Source organism: Bacillus sp. OTU530 (genome assembly GCF_038440375.1).
The window spans coordinates 129943-146539 of record NZ_JASATP010000003.1; the positions used below are offsets into that span (position 1 = coordinate 129943).

At 38.9% G+C, this 16597-nt stretch carries 12 protein-coding genes; 11 read left to right on the top strand and 1 reads right to left on the bottom strand.

Annotation, left to right across the window (positions count from 1 at the left end; translation table 11 throughout):
* The first annotated feature begins 83 nt into the window (after positions 1–83).
* Entirely contained in the window at positions 84–1295 is a 1212-nt protein-coding gene (locus AAHB12_RS03205) for a CAP domain-containing protein (RefSeq protein ID WP_446715507.1), read from the top strand.
* A 273-nt stretch (positions 1296–1568) separates the two neighbouring features.
* Here the strand turns inward: AAHB12_RS03205 and AAHB12_RS03210 are convergent, their stop codons facing one another.
* Entirely contained in the window at positions 1569–2966 is a 1398-nt protein-coding gene (locus AAHB12_RS03210) for a hypothetical protein (RefSeq protein ID WP_342044282.1), read from the bottom strand.
* A 362-nt stretch (positions 2967–3328) separates the two neighbouring features.
* Between AAHB12_RS03210 and AAHB12_RS03215 the strand changes: the two genes are divergently transcribed.
* The 10 genes from AAHB12_RS03215 (at position 3329) to AAHB12_RS03260 (ending at position 16543) form a co-directional block, all read left to right on the top strand.
* Positions 3329–4717: an ABC transporter substrate-binding protein gene (locus AAHB12_RS03215; protein WP_129726839.1), complete on the top strand. Its 1389-nt coding sequence runs from the start codon at positions 3329–3331 to the stop codon at positions 4715–4717.
* 58 nt (positions 4718–4775) lie between these two features.
* On the top strand, positions 4776–5717 hold the full coding sequence (locus AAHB12_RS03220; RefSeq protein WP_246040179.1) for a carbohydrate ABC transporter permease: 942 nt from the start codon (positions 4776–4778) through the stop codon (positions 5715–5717).
* Positions 5714–6547 (top strand): carbohydrate ABC transporter permease, encoded by an 834-nt coding sequence (locus AAHB12_RS03225; protein WP_129726838.1) that lies wholly within the window; start codon positions 5714–5716, stop codon positions 6545–6547. Before AAHB12_RS03220 ends, AAHB12_RS03225 begins: the two co-directional genes overlap by 4 nt.
* Before the next feature lie 8 nt (positions 6548–6555).
* Complete coding sequence (locus AAHB12_RS03230; protein WP_342044283.1) at positions 6556–8019, top strand: glycoside hydrolase family 32 protein; 1464 nt, start codon at positions 6556–6558, stop codon at positions 8017–8019.
* A 287-nt stretch (positions 8020–8306) separates the two neighbouring features.
* A complete protein-coding gene (gene tnpB / locus AAHB12_RS03235) occupies positions 8307–9428 on the top strand; it encodes an IS200/IS605 family element RNA-guided endonuclease TnpB (protein WP_342044284.1) in 1122 nt (373 codons plus the stop codon).
* 155 nt (positions 9429–9583) lie between these two features.
* The gene (locus AAHB12_RS03240) at positions 9584–11344 is read left to right on the top strand and encodes a cache domain-containing sensor histidine kinase (RefSeq protein ID WP_342044285.1); all 1761 of its coding nucleotides are present in this window, start codon (positions 9584–9586) and stop codon (positions 11342–11344) included.
* A complete protein-coding gene (locus AAHB12_RS03245; protein ID WP_129726834.1) occupies positions 11334–12512 on the top strand; it encodes a response regulator in 1179 nt (392 codons plus the stop codon). Before AAHB12_RS03240 ends, AAHB12_RS03245 begins: the two co-directional genes overlap by 11 nt.
* Positions 12513–12600: 88 nt before the next feature.
* Positions 12601–13860: an ABC transporter substrate-binding protein gene (locus AAHB12_RS03250; protein WP_342044286.1), complete on the top strand. Its 1260-nt coding sequence runs from the start codon at positions 12601–12603 to the stop codon at positions 13858–13860.
* A gap of 486 nt (positions 13861–14346) precedes the next feature.
* Positions 14347–15594, top strand: coding sequence for an MFS transporter (locus tag AAHB12_RS03255; RefSeq protein ID WP_129726832.1), 1248 nt, complete (start codon positions 14347–14349; stop codon positions 15592–15594).
* A gap of 328 nt (positions 15595–15922) precedes the next feature.
* Positions 15923–16543, top strand: a complete 621-nt coding sequence (locus AAHB12_RS03260) for a TrkA C-terminal domain-containing protein (RefSeq protein WP_342044287.1) — start codon at positions 15923–15925, stop codon at positions 16541–16543.
* The last annotated feature ends 54 nt before the right edge of the window (positions 16544–16597 follow it).

Below are 16597 nucleotides of genomic sequence, written 5' to 3' on the forward strand. Positions count from 1 at the left end.
AAACAGGCTGTTTTTTTCAAATCTGCAAGAGCTACAGGACAAGAAGGATTCTGATCGATTGTAACAATATAAGATTTAGAGACATGGAAAGATTGCAAAGCATTTTTGAAGAATTGCTTTGCAATCTTTTTGTCTTCAGTTTTGTGGAATTGGAGAGTGTAGTTGTGAAACGGTTTATTTTATTAGTAATGATTGTTTTTATCGGCTATGTTTCAAAGCCGTTATGGGAAGAATCAGTTCAACAATTTATTCCTTCCTCTGTAGTGGATTCTATTCGTTCTACAGTCGATTTGGTAAAAGAAAATCCAGATATCAATTTTGCGCTGGATGCCCTAAATCAGCGGTTGGATTCTCTATTTACGCCGTCTGATAATTCGCAGTCAGAATCAAAAAATACGAACGTTGAAACACCAGAGTTAACAGCCCCTACAGATCAAATATTTTCAATTTATAATATTGAATTAGGTGAATCAAGAGCTGATGTTGAGCAGGAAACTGGTAAGCCGAAGCGAATTTCAGAAAATGAATATGGTGTCATCTGGGCAGCCTATCATGAAAACTATCAAAATTTTATCATGGTTGCTTATGATGAAAAAAATATCGTTCGCGGCCTTTATACCAATCAAGATTTGATTGCCTCTTCAACGGGAATAAAACTGGGAAGCCCTAAGCAATCGGTTCAGGAGCATCTCGGTACTCCTGAATCAATTATGAGAAAAGGTTTGATCAACTATGAGATTAATGGTAATGGAGAATACGATGTATTCCAACTCGACAATAGCTATGTCACAATTTTTTATGATAAGCATGAAAACAATACGGTTACAGCCATTCAGATTATCGATGCAGAATTGGAACAAAATAAAAATGCTCTTTATACCAAATCAAGCCAGCAGCTACAAGAAGGCTTTGAATATCAGTTGTTTGATTTAACAAACGCTTCAAGAAAAAATCACGGACTGTCTATTTTAACATGGGATGATCATGTAAGAGAAACGGCTCGGGAACATAGCTTGGACATGGCGGAAAATCACTATTTTAGCCATACAAATTTACAAGGCCAATCTCCGTTTGATCGTATGGAGCAAGACAATATTCGTTTTATTACAGCTGGTGAAAATCTGGCATATGGTCAGTTCAGCAGCATCTTTGCCCACGAAGGACTGATGAATTCTTTAGGGCACAGAGAAAACATCCTCCAGGAAAATTATAAATATTTAGGGATCGGAGTGGCCTTTAATAACGAGTCGGAGCCTTATTATACTGAAAATTTTTATAGTGATTCCGCTTCTTGATAGAATTTGCATAAAAATAGCTGACGGAGATAGTAGTACATGAGGAGTACAGAAAAAGTAGATCGATCACTAAAGATTAATAAGGTGGCAGAAAAGGGCATACATTTAATACGTGATCTGAATCCCCTGTTGAGCAGGGGATTCATGCGTTTACACTTTAAGAAAGGATAAATTTTTAGCTAGAAGACAGTTCGACGTAGTGAGAAATTTAAATTATAAGTAGAGCTTGCTAATCGACGAGTTTTCTTTAGGTAAAACTCAATGTAGCAGAACCTATATAAAAAACATCGCTGCGATTGTTGTGACAATAAGCCCGATGACAACAGGGAGGAAATTGCGACGCGCCAGCTCGAAAGGATCTACTTTACAAATTGCTGCAGCTGGGATCAGCGCCCAAGGAATAAGCGTACCGCCGCCAATCCAGATTGCTGCAACTTGCCCAAGCGCTGTTAACGTAGCAGTGCCATGACCAAGTGCTGTACCAAATAAATTGGCGATAGACCCGGCTAGGGAAATACCCGAGAAACCAGAGCCATCAAGACCTGTAATGGCACCGATCACAGTGAGCGCGACAGCTGCAATATTGGCGTTGACAGGAATGGAATGGGATAAAGCGACGCCAAGGTCGTTAATAATGCCATGGGAGCCCTTCGGCAGGAAGTCTCCAACAATTTTCGTAAAGCCGCTATCACCCAGATAGAACAATGCAGCAATCGGAATGACGGGACCGAAGATTTTAAAGCCGAATTGTAACCCTTCAATTAAATAGCTCGTTGTTTGTTCCAAAGCTGTTCCTTTATATGCCAGTGAAAGAATAAACAGCATAATCACGATTGTCGTACCGCCAATCAATGCTGTTGCATCGCCCCCCTGCAAATCAAAGCGAACCATCAAATAAATATCAATCGCATACAAAACAGGAATAAGGACCGCCCAGAAGCGTTTTGTTGTTTTCGATAAAAAAATAGCTTCTGTTTCCTCTAGATTATCTTCGGCAATTGCCTCAGTAGTTGCATTGAAATCGCCCCCCTTTTTCATATCACGGCGGAGGAAGATGAAGGCTGTAACCGTTGTGACAACGCCCATAATGATCACGAGCGGCAAGCTTGCCGATACAACATCAGAAACAGGAATACCGGCCGCATCTGCAGTTAGCTTCGGTGCACCCTGAATCACAAAGTCCCCAGATAAAGCGATGCCGTGGCCAAATAGGTTCATTGCGATTGCGACGCCAATTGCCGGCAAGCCGACGCGCAGTGCAACAGGCAATAGGACCGCACCCATTAAAGCAACCGCAGGAGATGGCCAAAAGAACAAGGAAATGACCATCATCACAATCCCGATAATCCAATAGGCAAGCGTTGGCGTACGGATAAGGCTTGCGAATGGCGAAATCATAACATCATTAATGCCAGTTCGGATTAACAGGTTACTCATTGAAACGATAATCGAAATGATAAGAATGGTTGGCAATAGTTCAGTGATGGAGAAAACAAAACTGTTAAAAATAGTGCTAACCGCCTTGCTGATGGAGCCGGTTGCAATAAGGCCGAGAAGGAAAATCATGACGATGGAAATAAGAGTTGTGTCCTTGCGAAGCAAAAAGCAGCCGATAATGAGAAGTAAAAAGACAACGTACATCCAATGAATCGCGACTAGCTCTACGCCCATAAAAATCACATCCTGTTGGGTAATGTGATATAGGATATGGGGATGAGCGGAGATGGTGATACAATTTTTCGATAATTCAATAGGCTAATACATTACATATGTTCAAAATGAGTCGACAATCCTATGTCGGCTTTTTTGCTATGAAACGAAATGATAATCAAACTGCCAGGACTGCACAAATCATAGAAATTTAAACATAAATAAAAAGAATGCCTCATTTTGAAAGCGTTTTATAAATTATACAATCAATCCAGGAAGTCTAAGAGATCAGCAATACGAAAAGACAATAGATTCGTCAGCGTATTGTCAATCTAAACTTCACACAAAAAAGAAAGCGATAACAAAGGGGGTTCTATGAAACTATGAAAAAGTTAGTCTCGTTAGTTTCAGGGGTAGTGTTAGCAGCTTCGTTAGTGGGCTGCAGTTCTTCCAAGCAGTCTGCGGGTGGAGCTGATGACAAAATTGTCGTTTGGACACAAGCGGCGGCAGATCATCCAGAGGGAAAAATGTTTGCAGATCGTATTAAGAGCTATAATGCGGAACATCCGGACAAGCCAAAAGTTGAGATTAAAAATATTACAAGAGCTGGCGCTGGTTCAGGATATATTGATAAGTTGAATGCGGCTATTACTGCTAATGACATGCCTGATATTTTTACACTTGATGGTCCAGATGTAGCAGCATACGTGGAATCAGGTGTAATTGGTGAGTTAGATGGCCATATGACAAAAGGATTTAAAGAGGGTTTTACCAAGGGCATTATTGATCAAGGAACGGTAGACGGTAAGTTTTATGCGATGGGTTACTCAGATTCCGGTGTTGCTATTATGTACAACGAAGATATGATTAATGCCTTACCGGCAGATGTGAAAGCAATGGTACCAGGTCCTGATGAAGATTGGACATGGGATGAGTTCGTAAATCTTTCTAGAAAGATTGATGATTTTGCGAAGACAACAAACGATCCCGCTTATAAGAATTATGAAGTTGCAACTAGCTTGCTGTTAACGGATATTACCGCTGGAGCTTATGAATTGGGAACCTATTACTTTACACCATTATTATGGGGAAATGACACCAATATTGTAGATAAAGATGGTGTGACTGTAGATGGCGTTTTGAACAGCAAAAAGAGTGTTGAATCTTTAACAAAATTTGCGCAACTATTTAAAGATCATCCATTAGCAAATGCGGCAGAATCTGAAAAAACCTTCCATAGCGGGAAATCAGCATTAGCTGTAGCTGGCTTCTGGTATGTAAACGAAATTAAGAATAATTATCCAAACCTTAAATTTAGAACTGTTAGATATCCGAAGATGGATGAAGGACATAATGATTTATACACACCATCAGGCAGCTGGGCATTTGTTAGAAACGGTCAAATTGAAGATAAAAAACGGGTTAAGCAGGTTGTAGAAGTGATGGAATGGCTCACAAATGATGAAGCCGCTAAAGAATATTATGAGAAAAACGGCTCTATTCCAACGAGAGTAAATTCCATTGATGCGATTAATACAGCAACTGATAATCCGTACGCTAATGAAGCTTGGAAGGTGTTGAAGTACCAAGCGGAAAAGACAAACAAGGCTCGCCCTGTATCACCAGGCTATCCATACCTATCTGAAACATTTTCAAAAGATGTCATCTTGAAAATTGCTCAAAATAAAACGACAGATTCAGAAACAATTAAAAAATATTTAGACGAAGCTGTTAAGAAAGTCGATGCGGAGTTTGAGAAATATAGAAAATAGGATATGAAATTAAGAGGCGGGGTCACACCCCGCCTCTGTATACAAAGGATGTGGAATAGTGAGTAATCTAAAGATGGGAAATCTAGGTCTGAAACGGTTTGTCAAGGTGAGAAATCTCCATGCACAGCGTTACAAACGAAGTGAAGTCACGACAGCATTTGGATTTTTAACTCCTGCAGTGGTGTTAGCATCGCTCTTTATTGTGCTGCCAATTATCTTAGCATTTACGTATGCGTTCACAGATTATTATTTATTGAAGCCTAACGCCAAACAATTTATTGGTATGAACAACTTTACTAGAATGCTAACGGATGAGGTTTTACGGACAAGTTTCTTCAATACATTGAAATTCGTAGTGCTTGTAGTGCCTCTTCAGCTTTCCATGGCCCTCGGTCTCGCCCTAATTGCGAATAAGAAAATCAAAGGCAATAGTTTCTTTAGAGCAGCCTATTTTTCACCAGCGGTATTATCTTTAGTTGTCATTTCAATTCTTTGGACAGTTATGCTAAATCCGACGTCAGGCTTAATGAATCAAATGCTTGCGAATATCGGCCTGCCAAAACAGCCTTTTCTCACAAGTTCTAGCCAAGCGATGCTGTCTATTGTTTTTATCTCAGCTTGGTCTGGCTGCGGCTATCAGATGATGATTTTCTTAGCGGGATTAAAGAATATTGACCCTAGCTTATATGAAGCAGCAGATATTGATGGGGCAAATACATGGCATAAGTTTTTGTATATTACCCTACCTTCTTTAAAGCCAATCACAATGTTTCTAGTTATCACAACGACTATTCAAGCGTTTAAACTGATTGTACAACCAATGGTTATGACTGGCGGAGGACCGGATTATTCGACAATTACTCTCTTACAATACATCTATGAGTATGGTTTCCGTCATAGAAATATTGGTTATGCAAGTGCGATTACGCTTGTGTTTACAGTTTTCTTAGTTGTTGTATCAATAGGAATTAAAAAGCTATTTAAGGAGGAAGCGGCGTGAAAATATTAAAGAAAACCCTATTTTACTTGTTAGCTGTAGTTGTAGCGCTGCAATTCCTTATTCCTCTCATTTGGATGATTCTTTCTTCCTTCAAAATTGATGAGGTTATATACAGGGATGCTAGTACGATTTTTGCAATCATTCCTAACTTTTCGGATTTATCACTGAAGTCTTATACGGAGTTGCTTGGCTTTTACAATATTTTTGGAAATTTGCTGAACAGTTTAATTTACGCAGCCATCACTGTTGTTTTCGGCTTAACGATTAATTCGTTAGCGGGATATGCTTTAGCAAGATTTGAATTTCCCTTTAAGGATACGATTTTAATTATTATCATTGCGTTAATGATTGTTCCGATTGAAGCTACGATTCTTCCGTTATTCTTAGTCGTGAACGAGATGGGACTCATTAATACAGTGCCAGGATACCTGATTCCGTTTTTGGTAAATGTCATGAATATCTTCTTATTTAGACAACATTTTCTCTCTTTTCCAGGTGAATTGATTGAATCTGCCAAAATTGATGGACTAGGTGAGATCGGCTGCTTTTTCCGAATTGTTGTGCCTTCGAGCTTAAATATGTATGTAACAGTAGGGATATTAACATTCTTAGCGTCTTGGAACGATTTCTTATGGCCGGTAATGGCACTTTCCAATGCGGATTTAATGCCAATCCAAGTTGCACTGAACGCAGTGTTCAGCGATAAGTACAATATATTCACAAGTCATATTATGGCTGCATTGACAATTGTTACGATTCCAATTGTGATTTTGTATATTGTTTTCCAAAGATATATTGTGGAAGGTTCAATGCGAAGCGGTATCAAATAAGGAGGGTTATGATGAATAAGTTAACGGCAGCGAACACTTATATACAAAAACATAAAGAAACAGTAAGAAATAGGCCGATGTTTCACTTTACCCCTGAAATTGGATGGATGAATGACCCGAATGGCTTTTCCTTTTACCAAGGAGAATATCATCTGTTTTATCAGTATAACCCTTATGATATTGTCTGGAATGATATGCATTGGGGACACGCGACGACAAATGATTTCGTGAATTGGCACCATAAGCCGGTAGCGCTGGCGAACGATAAGCTGTATGATGCCAATGGCTGCTTTTCAGGGAGTGCCATTGAAAAGGATGGAAAACTATTTTTAATGTATACAGGTCATCTTGATCCTAATATGGGCTTTGATAAAGATGAATCTCAAATTATCGAACATCAATGTCTTGCGTTTTCCGAAGATGGGATTCAGTTTGAAAAATATCAAAAAAACCCTATCATTGGTGAAAAAGAATTACCTGAAGGCTATATGATGTGTGACTTTCGAGATCCAAAGGTTTTGGAAGTGGACGGCGTTTATTTTTGCGTCTTAGCAGTGAGAAATGCTGAAAGACGCGGAGAAATTATTATGTTCCAGTCACTCAACTTGTTTGACTGGACGTTCCACTCTTCCATTTATCAATCTAAGTTTGACGAGAATATGATGCTAGAATGCCCAGACCTGTTTCGTATAGATGGAAAGGATGTATTGATTTTTTCAATCATGCCATGTGACCCGAAATTCCAAGGAGAAGTGATTCATAAGACAGCTTATGTAATTGGCGAGATGGATTATGAGAAGGGAAGTTTCGAACTGGAACATCAGGGTCTTCTTGATTACGGTCACAATTTCTATGCTCCGCAATCCACTGAGGGGAAAAATGGCGAAAGAATCATAATTGGCTGGATGCAAAGATGGAATCAAGCCGCACCGCCAAGGGATTATGGGTTTAATGGTATGATGTCATTACCAAGGGTGCTAACCTTGAAGGATAATAAGCTCATCCAACGACCAATCCGGGAGATAGACAGCTATTTTGGACATAGAGCAATTCATAAAAATGCTACCTTAAAAATGAATGAAACAATTGATTTTCATGGTGGAAAGGCAGCTTACTTGCGTGTGAATGCTTCAATCTTAGAGAAGCAAAAGTTTCAGTTGGAGCTTAATAAAAGTGAAGACAAAGCGACTCGAATACATGTAGATGTAGAGAATGCTGTTGTTTCATTTGCATCTGACTACGGCGAGTCTAGTCAAATCGACATTTCAGAATGCTGTAATGCTTTACAGGAAGAGGTAGCACTTGAAGTATTTATTGATCTTCATGCCATTGAAGTATTCATTAATTCCGGCGAAAAGGCGCTCAGCTTTACGGCGTACGATCAGGGGAAAGGAACAGATATTTCTATCCGCGGGCTAAGTCAAACTACGCTTAAAGAAATTGTGTATGCAACATTCAGGCCAGAAGAGTGAGATAGGTTTAGCAATAGACGTTATCTGCCTCTGGAAATTCAAAAGGGATATGGAAGTGCAATTAAAAAGAACAAGTGCCTCTTCACTTGTTCTTTGTTTTGGGATAATAAGCTAGTAATAATTCCAGGTTTTTATCAAAAAATAGGCGAGAACACCATTTCTTCAAGGAAAGTGAAGGGCAAAAGTGAGTAGGGAAGGGATGAAAAATGGTATGTTTTTTCCTTCTTCTATTTCCTTTTCGAACTAATGTTTGGTATAATAGGTATGTTAAAAGGGGGTGGAATACAATGTTAATTCATAAAGCATACAAGTTTCGTCTCTATCCAACCGAAGAACAAGCAACCCTTATTAATAAAACAATTGGCTGTTCTCGCTTCGTGTTCAACCACTTTTTGTCTCTTTGGAACAACTCCTATCAAGAAACAGGAAAGGGACTCTCCTATAACAAGTGTTCAAAACAACTCCCACAACTAAAGAAAGAATACATTTGGCTCAAAGAACCAGATAGTATTGCTTTGCAGTCTTCTCTTGAAAACTTGGCAGATGCGTTTGATCGCTTTTTCAAGAAGCAAAATGCAGTTCCACGCTTCAAAAGCAAACGGAATCGTGTACAATCTTACAAAACAAAATACACAAATGGGAATATCACTGTGAAAGGAAATCAAGTACAACTTCCCAAATTAGGACTTGTCCGCTTTGCGAAAAGTCGGGAAGTACAAGGGCGTATAATCAGTGCAACAGTCAGACGAAATCCGAGTGGGAAATATTTTTTATCCATCGTAGCTGAAACAGAGGTACAAGAACTTCCTAAGACAAGTTCAACTTGCGGAGTAGATGTAGGCATCAAGGATTTTGCTACCCTTTCAGATGGAACCGTCTACGCTAATCCTAGATTTTTTTGTGTTTTGGAGGAAAAGTTGGCGAAAGCACAGCGTATCCTGTCCAGACGTACAAAAGGCGGTTCGAACTGGAATAAACAACGAATCAAGGTAGCACGAATCCATGAACGAATTGCCAATGCAAGGAAGGATTACTTAGACAAAATTTCAACCGAAATTGTCAAAAACCACGACATTATCGGAATCGAAGATTTGTCTGTATCTAATATGCTGAAAAACGGAAATCTTGCAAAGGCCATCAGCGAAGTATCTTGGTCGCAATTTAGAAAGATGCTCGAATACAAAGCAAAGTGGTACGGCAAGCAAATAGTTGTCGTTGCCAAGAACTTTGCAAGTAGTCAGCTTTGCTCTTGTTGTGGTTACAAACATAAAGACGTAAAACATCTCGCTTTGCGTGAGTGGGAATGTCCATCTTGCCAAACATTCCATCAAAGAGATGTGAACGCAGGAAAAAATCTGAGAAACGAAGCCATTCGTCTCTTAACTGCTGGAACGGCAGGGATCGCCTAATCCATATCTGTTCAATAGAATGGAGTTCTTAGGAATCAGAATCTCCCACCTTCGACCAGCGGAAATCCCCTTGTGGGAAAGGAGCATTAGCGAGTAGGTGGCGGGTAGTTCAAGGTAAACTACTGTGTGAAAAATAATGATGTAAGGTGTATATAATGAGATTCCAGCAAAAGGTATTGATTGCATTTCTAGTGTTAATCTTGGTGCCTATCATCATTCTTGGTGTTGTTTCGTATCAAGTTTCGTCCTCTGCATTAAAGGAGAAGGTAGGGAAAGAAACATTACAAACTTTAAAGGCAACCAATACAAATTTACAGATGGTCATGTCAGAGGTAAACTCTTTTTCGAATTATGTAATAGCTTCTCAAGAAGTTGAAAATTTTCTTAGATATAATCAAGAGCAGTCAATTGTTAATTTTTACAGCAGCGGACAATCACTGGCGGGATTGCTGTATACCCAATCAAGATTAGATGATCTTATTCTTTATAGTACAAAGGGGCAGGTTTACCATTTTCGAAATAATGCCATTCCTTCATTAAAAGAGTTTCAACAAACAGGGTTTTATCAGAAAATCGTCAGTGAAAAAGGACGGGCAGTTTGGTTATCTCCAGTTCATAATGAAATCTTTACTTCAGGAGACACGCCATTTTATATTCACGGTCGTGCTATTAGAGATCCTAATACACTTGAGGATATCGGGTATGTGGTTATGAAAATTAAAATTGATCGTTTTGACGAGATTTTCGCGAATCTTTACAAGGATGACTCCGAGGAAATGATTGTCGACGAAGCGGGAAGAATTATCTATCATCGTAATCGGGATTTGATTGGCAAATCGATGAGTCTTAAAAATCGTTCAAACATACTTTCAGGTAAAGATGGAACCGGTATCGATTATTTAGACGGAGAAAAAAGCTTGGTTACCTATATTTCCGGTACCTTGAAGGATCGTGACGCGACCAAGTATTTTCTCGTTTCTATTAAGCCATGGCATACGATTTCAAGTGAAACGCAATATATTCGGCAAACGACATTTGGACTTGTTTTGATTGTGTTAGTGTTTGCTGTTTTGTTCAATCTCTTCTTTTTAAACCGGATTGTCAGTTTCATTACAGAGTTCCTAAACAAAATGAAACGAGTTGAAAAGGGCGATTTGACCGCAAGGATGTCATCGTTCCCCTTTTCAGAGTTAAATCATTTAGCGAAAAGCTTTAATGCAATGGTAGAAAAAACTGTTGTTCTACTGCAGCGAATCAAAAGCGAGCAAGAATTAAAGAGAAAAGCTGAATTCCAAGTTTTGCAAAATCAAATTAACCCCCATTTCTTATATAACACGCTGGAATCGATTAATTCGCTGGCAGTTTTAAATGACCAGCAGGATATCAGCAAAATGACGATTCATCTTGGAAAGCTGCTGCGCATTAGTATTAATGCTTCTGATGAGGTATCTGTTCAAAATGAAATACGGCATGTGATGAGCTATATGGAGATTCAAAGGGTCCGTTATAATGATGGATTTACATTTGCTGTAAAAGTTGATGAAGCTTTATTCCATTATCGAGTATTAAAGCTTGTTTTACAGCCCCTGGTCGAAAATATTTTGATTCACGCGTTTGATCGTAAGCAACGAGATGCGATGATTCGAATTACAGGAGGAATTGAGAAGGGAAAAGGATATTTTTATATTGAGGACAATGGAAAAGGAATAAGTCCTGGGGTTCTTCAGCTATTGAACGAACGAAATCAAGGAGTGCAAACGAGTAAACAAACGAGCCATGGTGTGATGAATGTGCAAAATCGTTTAAAGCTTTATTATAGTGAGCAATTCGGTTTAATGATTTGTTCAACAGTGAATGAGGGAACGACCATCAAATTAACATTTCCGTTGCGTAAGGGTGAAGAAGATGAAATATAGAGTGCTGATTGCTGATGATGAGTCACTTATTGTTAAGAGCTTACTAAAGGCTGTTGATTGGGGAGCTCTTCAGTGTGAAGTAGTAGGAACAGCCGAGGATGGAAACGAAGCTCTTGAGCTGATAAGGATACATTGTCCTCATATTGTAATAACAGATATTTGTATGCCGGAGCTCGGCGGAATTGAATTATTAAAAGCATTGCAGGCCTTTTCTGTTAGACCAGAGGTGTTATTGGTAAGCGGATATAATGAATTTGAGTATGCCAGAGAAGGATTACAATATAATGCGTTTGATTATATACTAAAGCCGATTGATCATGAGGAGCTTACAGCATGTATTCGGCGAATGATTAATCAATTGAAGGGAAAAGAAAAAAGCGATTACGAGCTAAAGAAGCACAAAATGTATGAACTGCTCATTCTTGAGAATGATGCTGAAACCTTGATGGATGAGCAAGGAGCATATGCTACCATGATCGTACAATTTCGGGACTCAGCCGAGCAGAATGAAGCAATTTTGAAGCAATGGATGAGCGGCAGAGAAAAAGAAGGAGCGTTTTTCCAAAACTTTTTATTTAAGTTAGAAAATAACCGATTTCTTATTATTTGTGTGAATACAGCAGGTGACTGTGAAAAGCTATCTAGTTACGTGATGGAATCTGCTCATCAGGCAGCCCAAATGTTTCTGGAGAATTGCACAATTGCAATCGGGAAATTCGTAAGCAGGATAAGCGAACTGCCAGCGTCTTATCAACAAGCCAAGCAATATATAGAAAAAAGTGCGTTTTTAAAAATGAGTATTGTGACTGAGGAAGATATTAAGGCTGAGTACAAATCAAAAAATACCCCCGATGCTTTAGTCAAAAAAGCTGAACAATTTTTGCAAAACCACTTTACTGAGAATATCGGCATTGAGACTGTCGCAGAACAGGTAGGACTCAGCGTCAGCCACTTCAGTGTATTGTTTAAACAAAAAACACGAGTGACATTTTTAGACTACCTAACGAAATTAAGGATGGATCATGCATGTCTGCTGCTAGAAACGACAGATCTAAAGACATATGAGATTGCCAATCTGGTTGGTTATACGGATCAGCGCTATTTTAGTCAAGTGTTTAAGAAGTATGTAAACCTTACTCCAAGTCAATATCGAAAAAAGGCAGAATAGGTTCTCTCACGAAGGAGTGGGAGAATTGTTTTCTTTACACTTTAAAAGCATAAATAGGGAAATACATTTGAACCAAGGAGGAGTGAAAGTGAAAAAAAATGCTGTTCTCCTTGCAAGTTTCTGCCTGGTGATGAGTCTGTTCTTGAGCTCGTGCGCCTTAGCAAGAAAAGATGATACCGCTGTAGAGAAAAAAGAAAAGAAGAAACTTGAATTTTTTCATGGGAAAATAGAATCAGCGAAAATCTTTGAAGAATTAATCCAAGAGTTTGAGAAGGAAAATCCGGATATTGATATTGAGAATGTGTATGTCCCGTATGGCTCAACCGTTCTAAAAACACGGATAGCCCGCGGCGATATTCCAGATATTTTTGTGACGTATCCGATCGAATATGATTATATATTACGTGTAAACAAAGGATATTTATTAGATCTCACCAATGAAAAATTCGTTAAAAATATCCAACCCGAGATTCAAAACCGTTACTTAGTAAATGGCAGAATGTACGGAGTAGCTTTATCGCAAAATGCTGTTGGCGTTCTATATAATAAAGATATCTTTACAGAACTGAAGCTGAAAATTCCTAGAACATGGGATGAATTCATTCAAATAATGGAAACGATTCGGAAAGCAGGAAAGCAGCCGCTTTTAATGGCCAATAAAGATCCTATACAGATTAGCGTTTTTAATTTGAATCTTGTTGCGAACGAGTTTGACAGTCAATATTGGGACAAGGTAAATAAAGGGAACGTAGACATTAGTAACGATAAAAGATGGATTGAAGTTTCGGAAAAAATGCTGCAAGTTCTTCCTTACGTTCAGCCCGATTCCTTTCGTGCAGATTCTGATCAAATCAAAAAGGCATTTGCAAACGGAGAGGGTGCCATGTATGTGATGGGAACATGGGCTCTTCCTGATATTGAAGCATTCAATCCAAATTTAAACTACGGTATTTTTCCGTTCCCCGCTACCAATGATCCTGAAAAGAATCATGTGCTAGGAGGGGTAGATGCAGGCTTTGCTATCTCAGCTGACACTCCATATCCTGAAGAAGCGAAACGGTTTTTGGCGTTTTTGGTTCAAACAGAGAACGCCCAAAAATTTTCGGATTATGAAGGCAGCATTAGTGCGGTGAAAGGTGTTCAAATGAAAAAACAAGAAGTGAAATTGCTCGACAAGCTTGTAAAGCAAGAGAGGGTCGTCAATTGGCCGAATCACTATTGGTTGGGTGGCACTGCTGCTGAGGATGAGTTTAGAAAGTATTCACAACAGTTTTTTATCGATCGTAATATAAGTGCGTATCTTGAGAATCTAGAGAGGATGTTTGCAAGCTACAGGCAGGGCAGATAAAACATATAGAGCGACCAAAGAGGGGAATTTCCTAGCTCCTTTTTGGTCGCTTTTATTTCACTTTAAGAAAGGATAACTTTTCGGAGTGATGTCCATCTCCCAAGGCCCAAAATGGCAGTGTAGGGCTGAACCTCCACAAAAGGCAAAAAGCACCTTTTACTCCGGCCCACCCCTACGCTGCCAGAAAAGGCGGGCCCTGTCCGCTTTTCTTAGTGAGCTATCAAAAGAATTTAAACATAAATAAAAAGAACACCTCATTTTGAAAACGTTTCATATTAGCTACAATAAGGGTGTAGCAAGGTTACAGGTACGGGGATTACGCTTTTAATTTCCAGAAAAGTAAGCGCTTTGATGGGGATTTTAAAAAGATCCGCAGGGCATTTCTACTAAGTAGAGATCCAGTTGGAAAGAGTAGTCTTTTGCAAGTATGTTACCAACACAATTGCAGTAAAGCATGTTACATCTTTCGTTAAAGGAGCGATTAAAATGAAAAGTTCAAAAAGTTTATATTGGAAGTTAAGTGCTTATTTCTTCTTTTTCTTTTTTACTTGGTCATCTAGTTATTCTTTATTTTCGATTTGGTTAGGACAAGAAATACATTTAAGCGGATCTGCTACAGGTATCATCTTTTCTGCAAACGCTATATTTGCTTTATGTATGCAGCCTTTATATGGTTATATTTCTGACAAAATAGGTTTAAAGAAAAACATCTTATTTTTTATTAGTATTTTACTAGTATTTGTAGGTCCTTTTTATATCTATGTGTATGGTCCATTATTACAACACAATGTCTTTCTCGGTGCAATTGTTGGGGGGCTATATTTAGGGGTTGCTTTCTTAGCTGGTATTGGAGCGATTGAATCGTATGTTGAAAAGGTTGGTCGCAAATATAATTTTGAATATGGGAAATCAAGAATGTGGGGTTCGCTAGGATGGGCAGCAGCGACATTTTTCGCAGGTCAGCTGTTCAATATCAACCCTAATATTAACTTTTGGATTGCATCTGTTTCGGCCATTATCTTAGTTGCAATTATTATGTCTGTGAAGGTGGAACTAACAAATCAAGAACTTGAGAAAGCTGATTCTGTTACATTTAAAGATGTTGGAGAATTGTTCTTACTAAAAGATTTTTGGTTCTTAATGATGTATGTAATTGGAGTGGCATGTGTCTATGGTGTATATGACCAGCAGTTCCCACTGTATTACTCATCCTTATTTCCAACCGAAGCCTTGGGTAATCAAGTATTTGGATATTTAAACTCATTTCAAGTGTTTCTAGAGGCTGGTGTTATGTTCCTGGCACCAACCATTGTAAATAAGCTTGGCGCAAAGAATAGTTTACTTTTAGCAGGATTTTTGATGGCTTTTCGGATTATTGGGTCCGGACTTGCTGTGGAACCGATCGGAATTTCAGCGATGAAATTAATCCACGCGTTAGAATTGCCGCTTATGCTCATTGCTATTTTTAAGTACTTGGCAGCAAATTTTGATACACGCTTATCTTCCGTATTATATCTGGTAGGTTTCCAATTTGCGAAACAGGTTGGGGAATCGATTCTCTCACCAATTGCAGGTGTTATGTATGATAGCCTGGGATTCCGTTATTCTTACATGCTAATGGGGGGATTGGTTTTATGCTTTACCATCATTTCAATCTTTACCTTATTGGGGAATAAAAACAAAAAAGGCTTACAAGAGGCTTCAGAAAAGTTACAACAGGCTCAGGCTATATAGGGAAATGATCGGATATATAAGGAAATTCCTTTTAAGAACTTGTTATGTACAGATTATGCTCCACGTGTAACAAGTTTATAAAGATTAGAACCTGCCAAGTGCTTTTACAGAAGCCTTGGCTTTTTAACGCTGTAGGAAATTTTAGGAATACAGTATAGGTAGGGCTGCGCCTCTGTTTTCTTTAGCGAATGCTGAGCTAAAGATAGTATTTTTGAACTATAATGAGAGTTCAACATTTTTCTTCTCGCATATAAGCAGTGAAAAGGTTTATAGTAGTAATGACCATAGTTAGTATGGATAATTTTTTGGAATTGTGGTGGAGAATCGAATGCAGCAACGCGTACAAATGCCGACGTATGAGAAAATCGCAATTGACATTGCCAATCGGATATACGATGGGAAATTTAAAGTAGGGGAGAGAATACACGGAAGATCCACGCTCGCAAGTGAGTACAATGTATCGCCGGAAACTGTAAGGAGAGCCATTAAGATATTAGAGGATGTCGAAATTGTTCAATCTGCTAAGGGCAGCGGCGTTATTATAGCGTCTAGAGAGAATGCTTTTAAGTACATTAGCCGCTTTTCTCAGCTAGAAAGCATTAAAGATTTAGAAAAACAAACGAAAGCACTAATAAAAGAACGTGAGAAGCTGGATGAACAGTTATTTGAAACTGTCCACAAAATTTTGGACTACGCGGGAAAGCTGCGGCATACAAACCCAATTGCCCCATTTGAAGTAGAAATTGTGCCAACATGCAGCCATATTGGGAAGACTATATCTGAAGTGAAGTTTTGGCAAAATACAGGTGGAACGGTAATCGGAATTAAGCGCAATCATGAATTAATCATTTCTCCAGGCCCATATGTGCTCATGCTAGAGGGAGATATATTGCTTATTATCGGTAATGAGCAGACGTATGAGAGGGTAAGACACTTTTTGGCGGAATAGAAAGAAGTTAATATAGTTAATAAACCCCCGCTTGGAGTATGCCTCAAGCGGGGG

What these genes read in the sequence shown, in the direction of transcription:
- AAHB12_RS03205 (WP_446715507.1), top strand. Translation starts at nt 84, where the DNA reads ATGGAAAGATTGCAAAGCATTTTTGAAGAATTGCTTTGCAATCTTTTT.
- AAHB12_RS03210 (WP_342044282.1), bottom strand. Translation starts at nt 2,966, where the DNA reads ATGGGCGTAGAGCTAGTCGCGATTCATTGGATGTACGTTGTCTTTTTA.
- AAHB12_RS03215 (WP_129726839.1), top strand. Translation starts at nt 3,329, where the DNA reads ATGAAAAAGTTAGTCTCGTTAGTTTCAGGGGTAGTGTTAGCAGCTTCG.
- AAHB12_RS03230 (WP_342044283.1), top strand. Translation starts at nt 6,556, where the DNA reads ATGATGAATAAGTTAACGGCAGCGAACACTTATATACAAAAACATAAA.
- tnpB (WP_342044284.1), top strand. Translation starts at nt 8,307, where the DNA reads ATGTTAATTCATAAAGCATACAAGTTTCGTCTCTATCCAACCGAAGAA.
- AAHB12_RS03240 (WP_342044285.1), top strand. Translation starts at nt 9,584, where the DNA reads ATGAGATTCCAGCAAAAGGTATTGATTGCATTTCTAGTGTTAATCTTG.
- AAHB12_RS03245 (WP_129726834.1), top strand. Translation starts at nt 11,334, where the DNA reads ATGAAATATAGAGTGCTGATTGCTGATGATGAGTCACTTATTGTTAAG.
- AAHB12_RS03255 (WP_129726832.1), top strand. Translation starts at nt 14,347, where the DNA reads ATGAAAAGTTCAAAAAGTTTATATTGGAAGTTAAGTGCTTATTTCTTC.
- AAHB12_RS03260 (WP_342044287.1), top strand. Translation starts at nt 15,923, where the DNA reads ATGCAGCAACGCGTACAAATGCCGACGTATGAGAAAATCGCAATTGAC.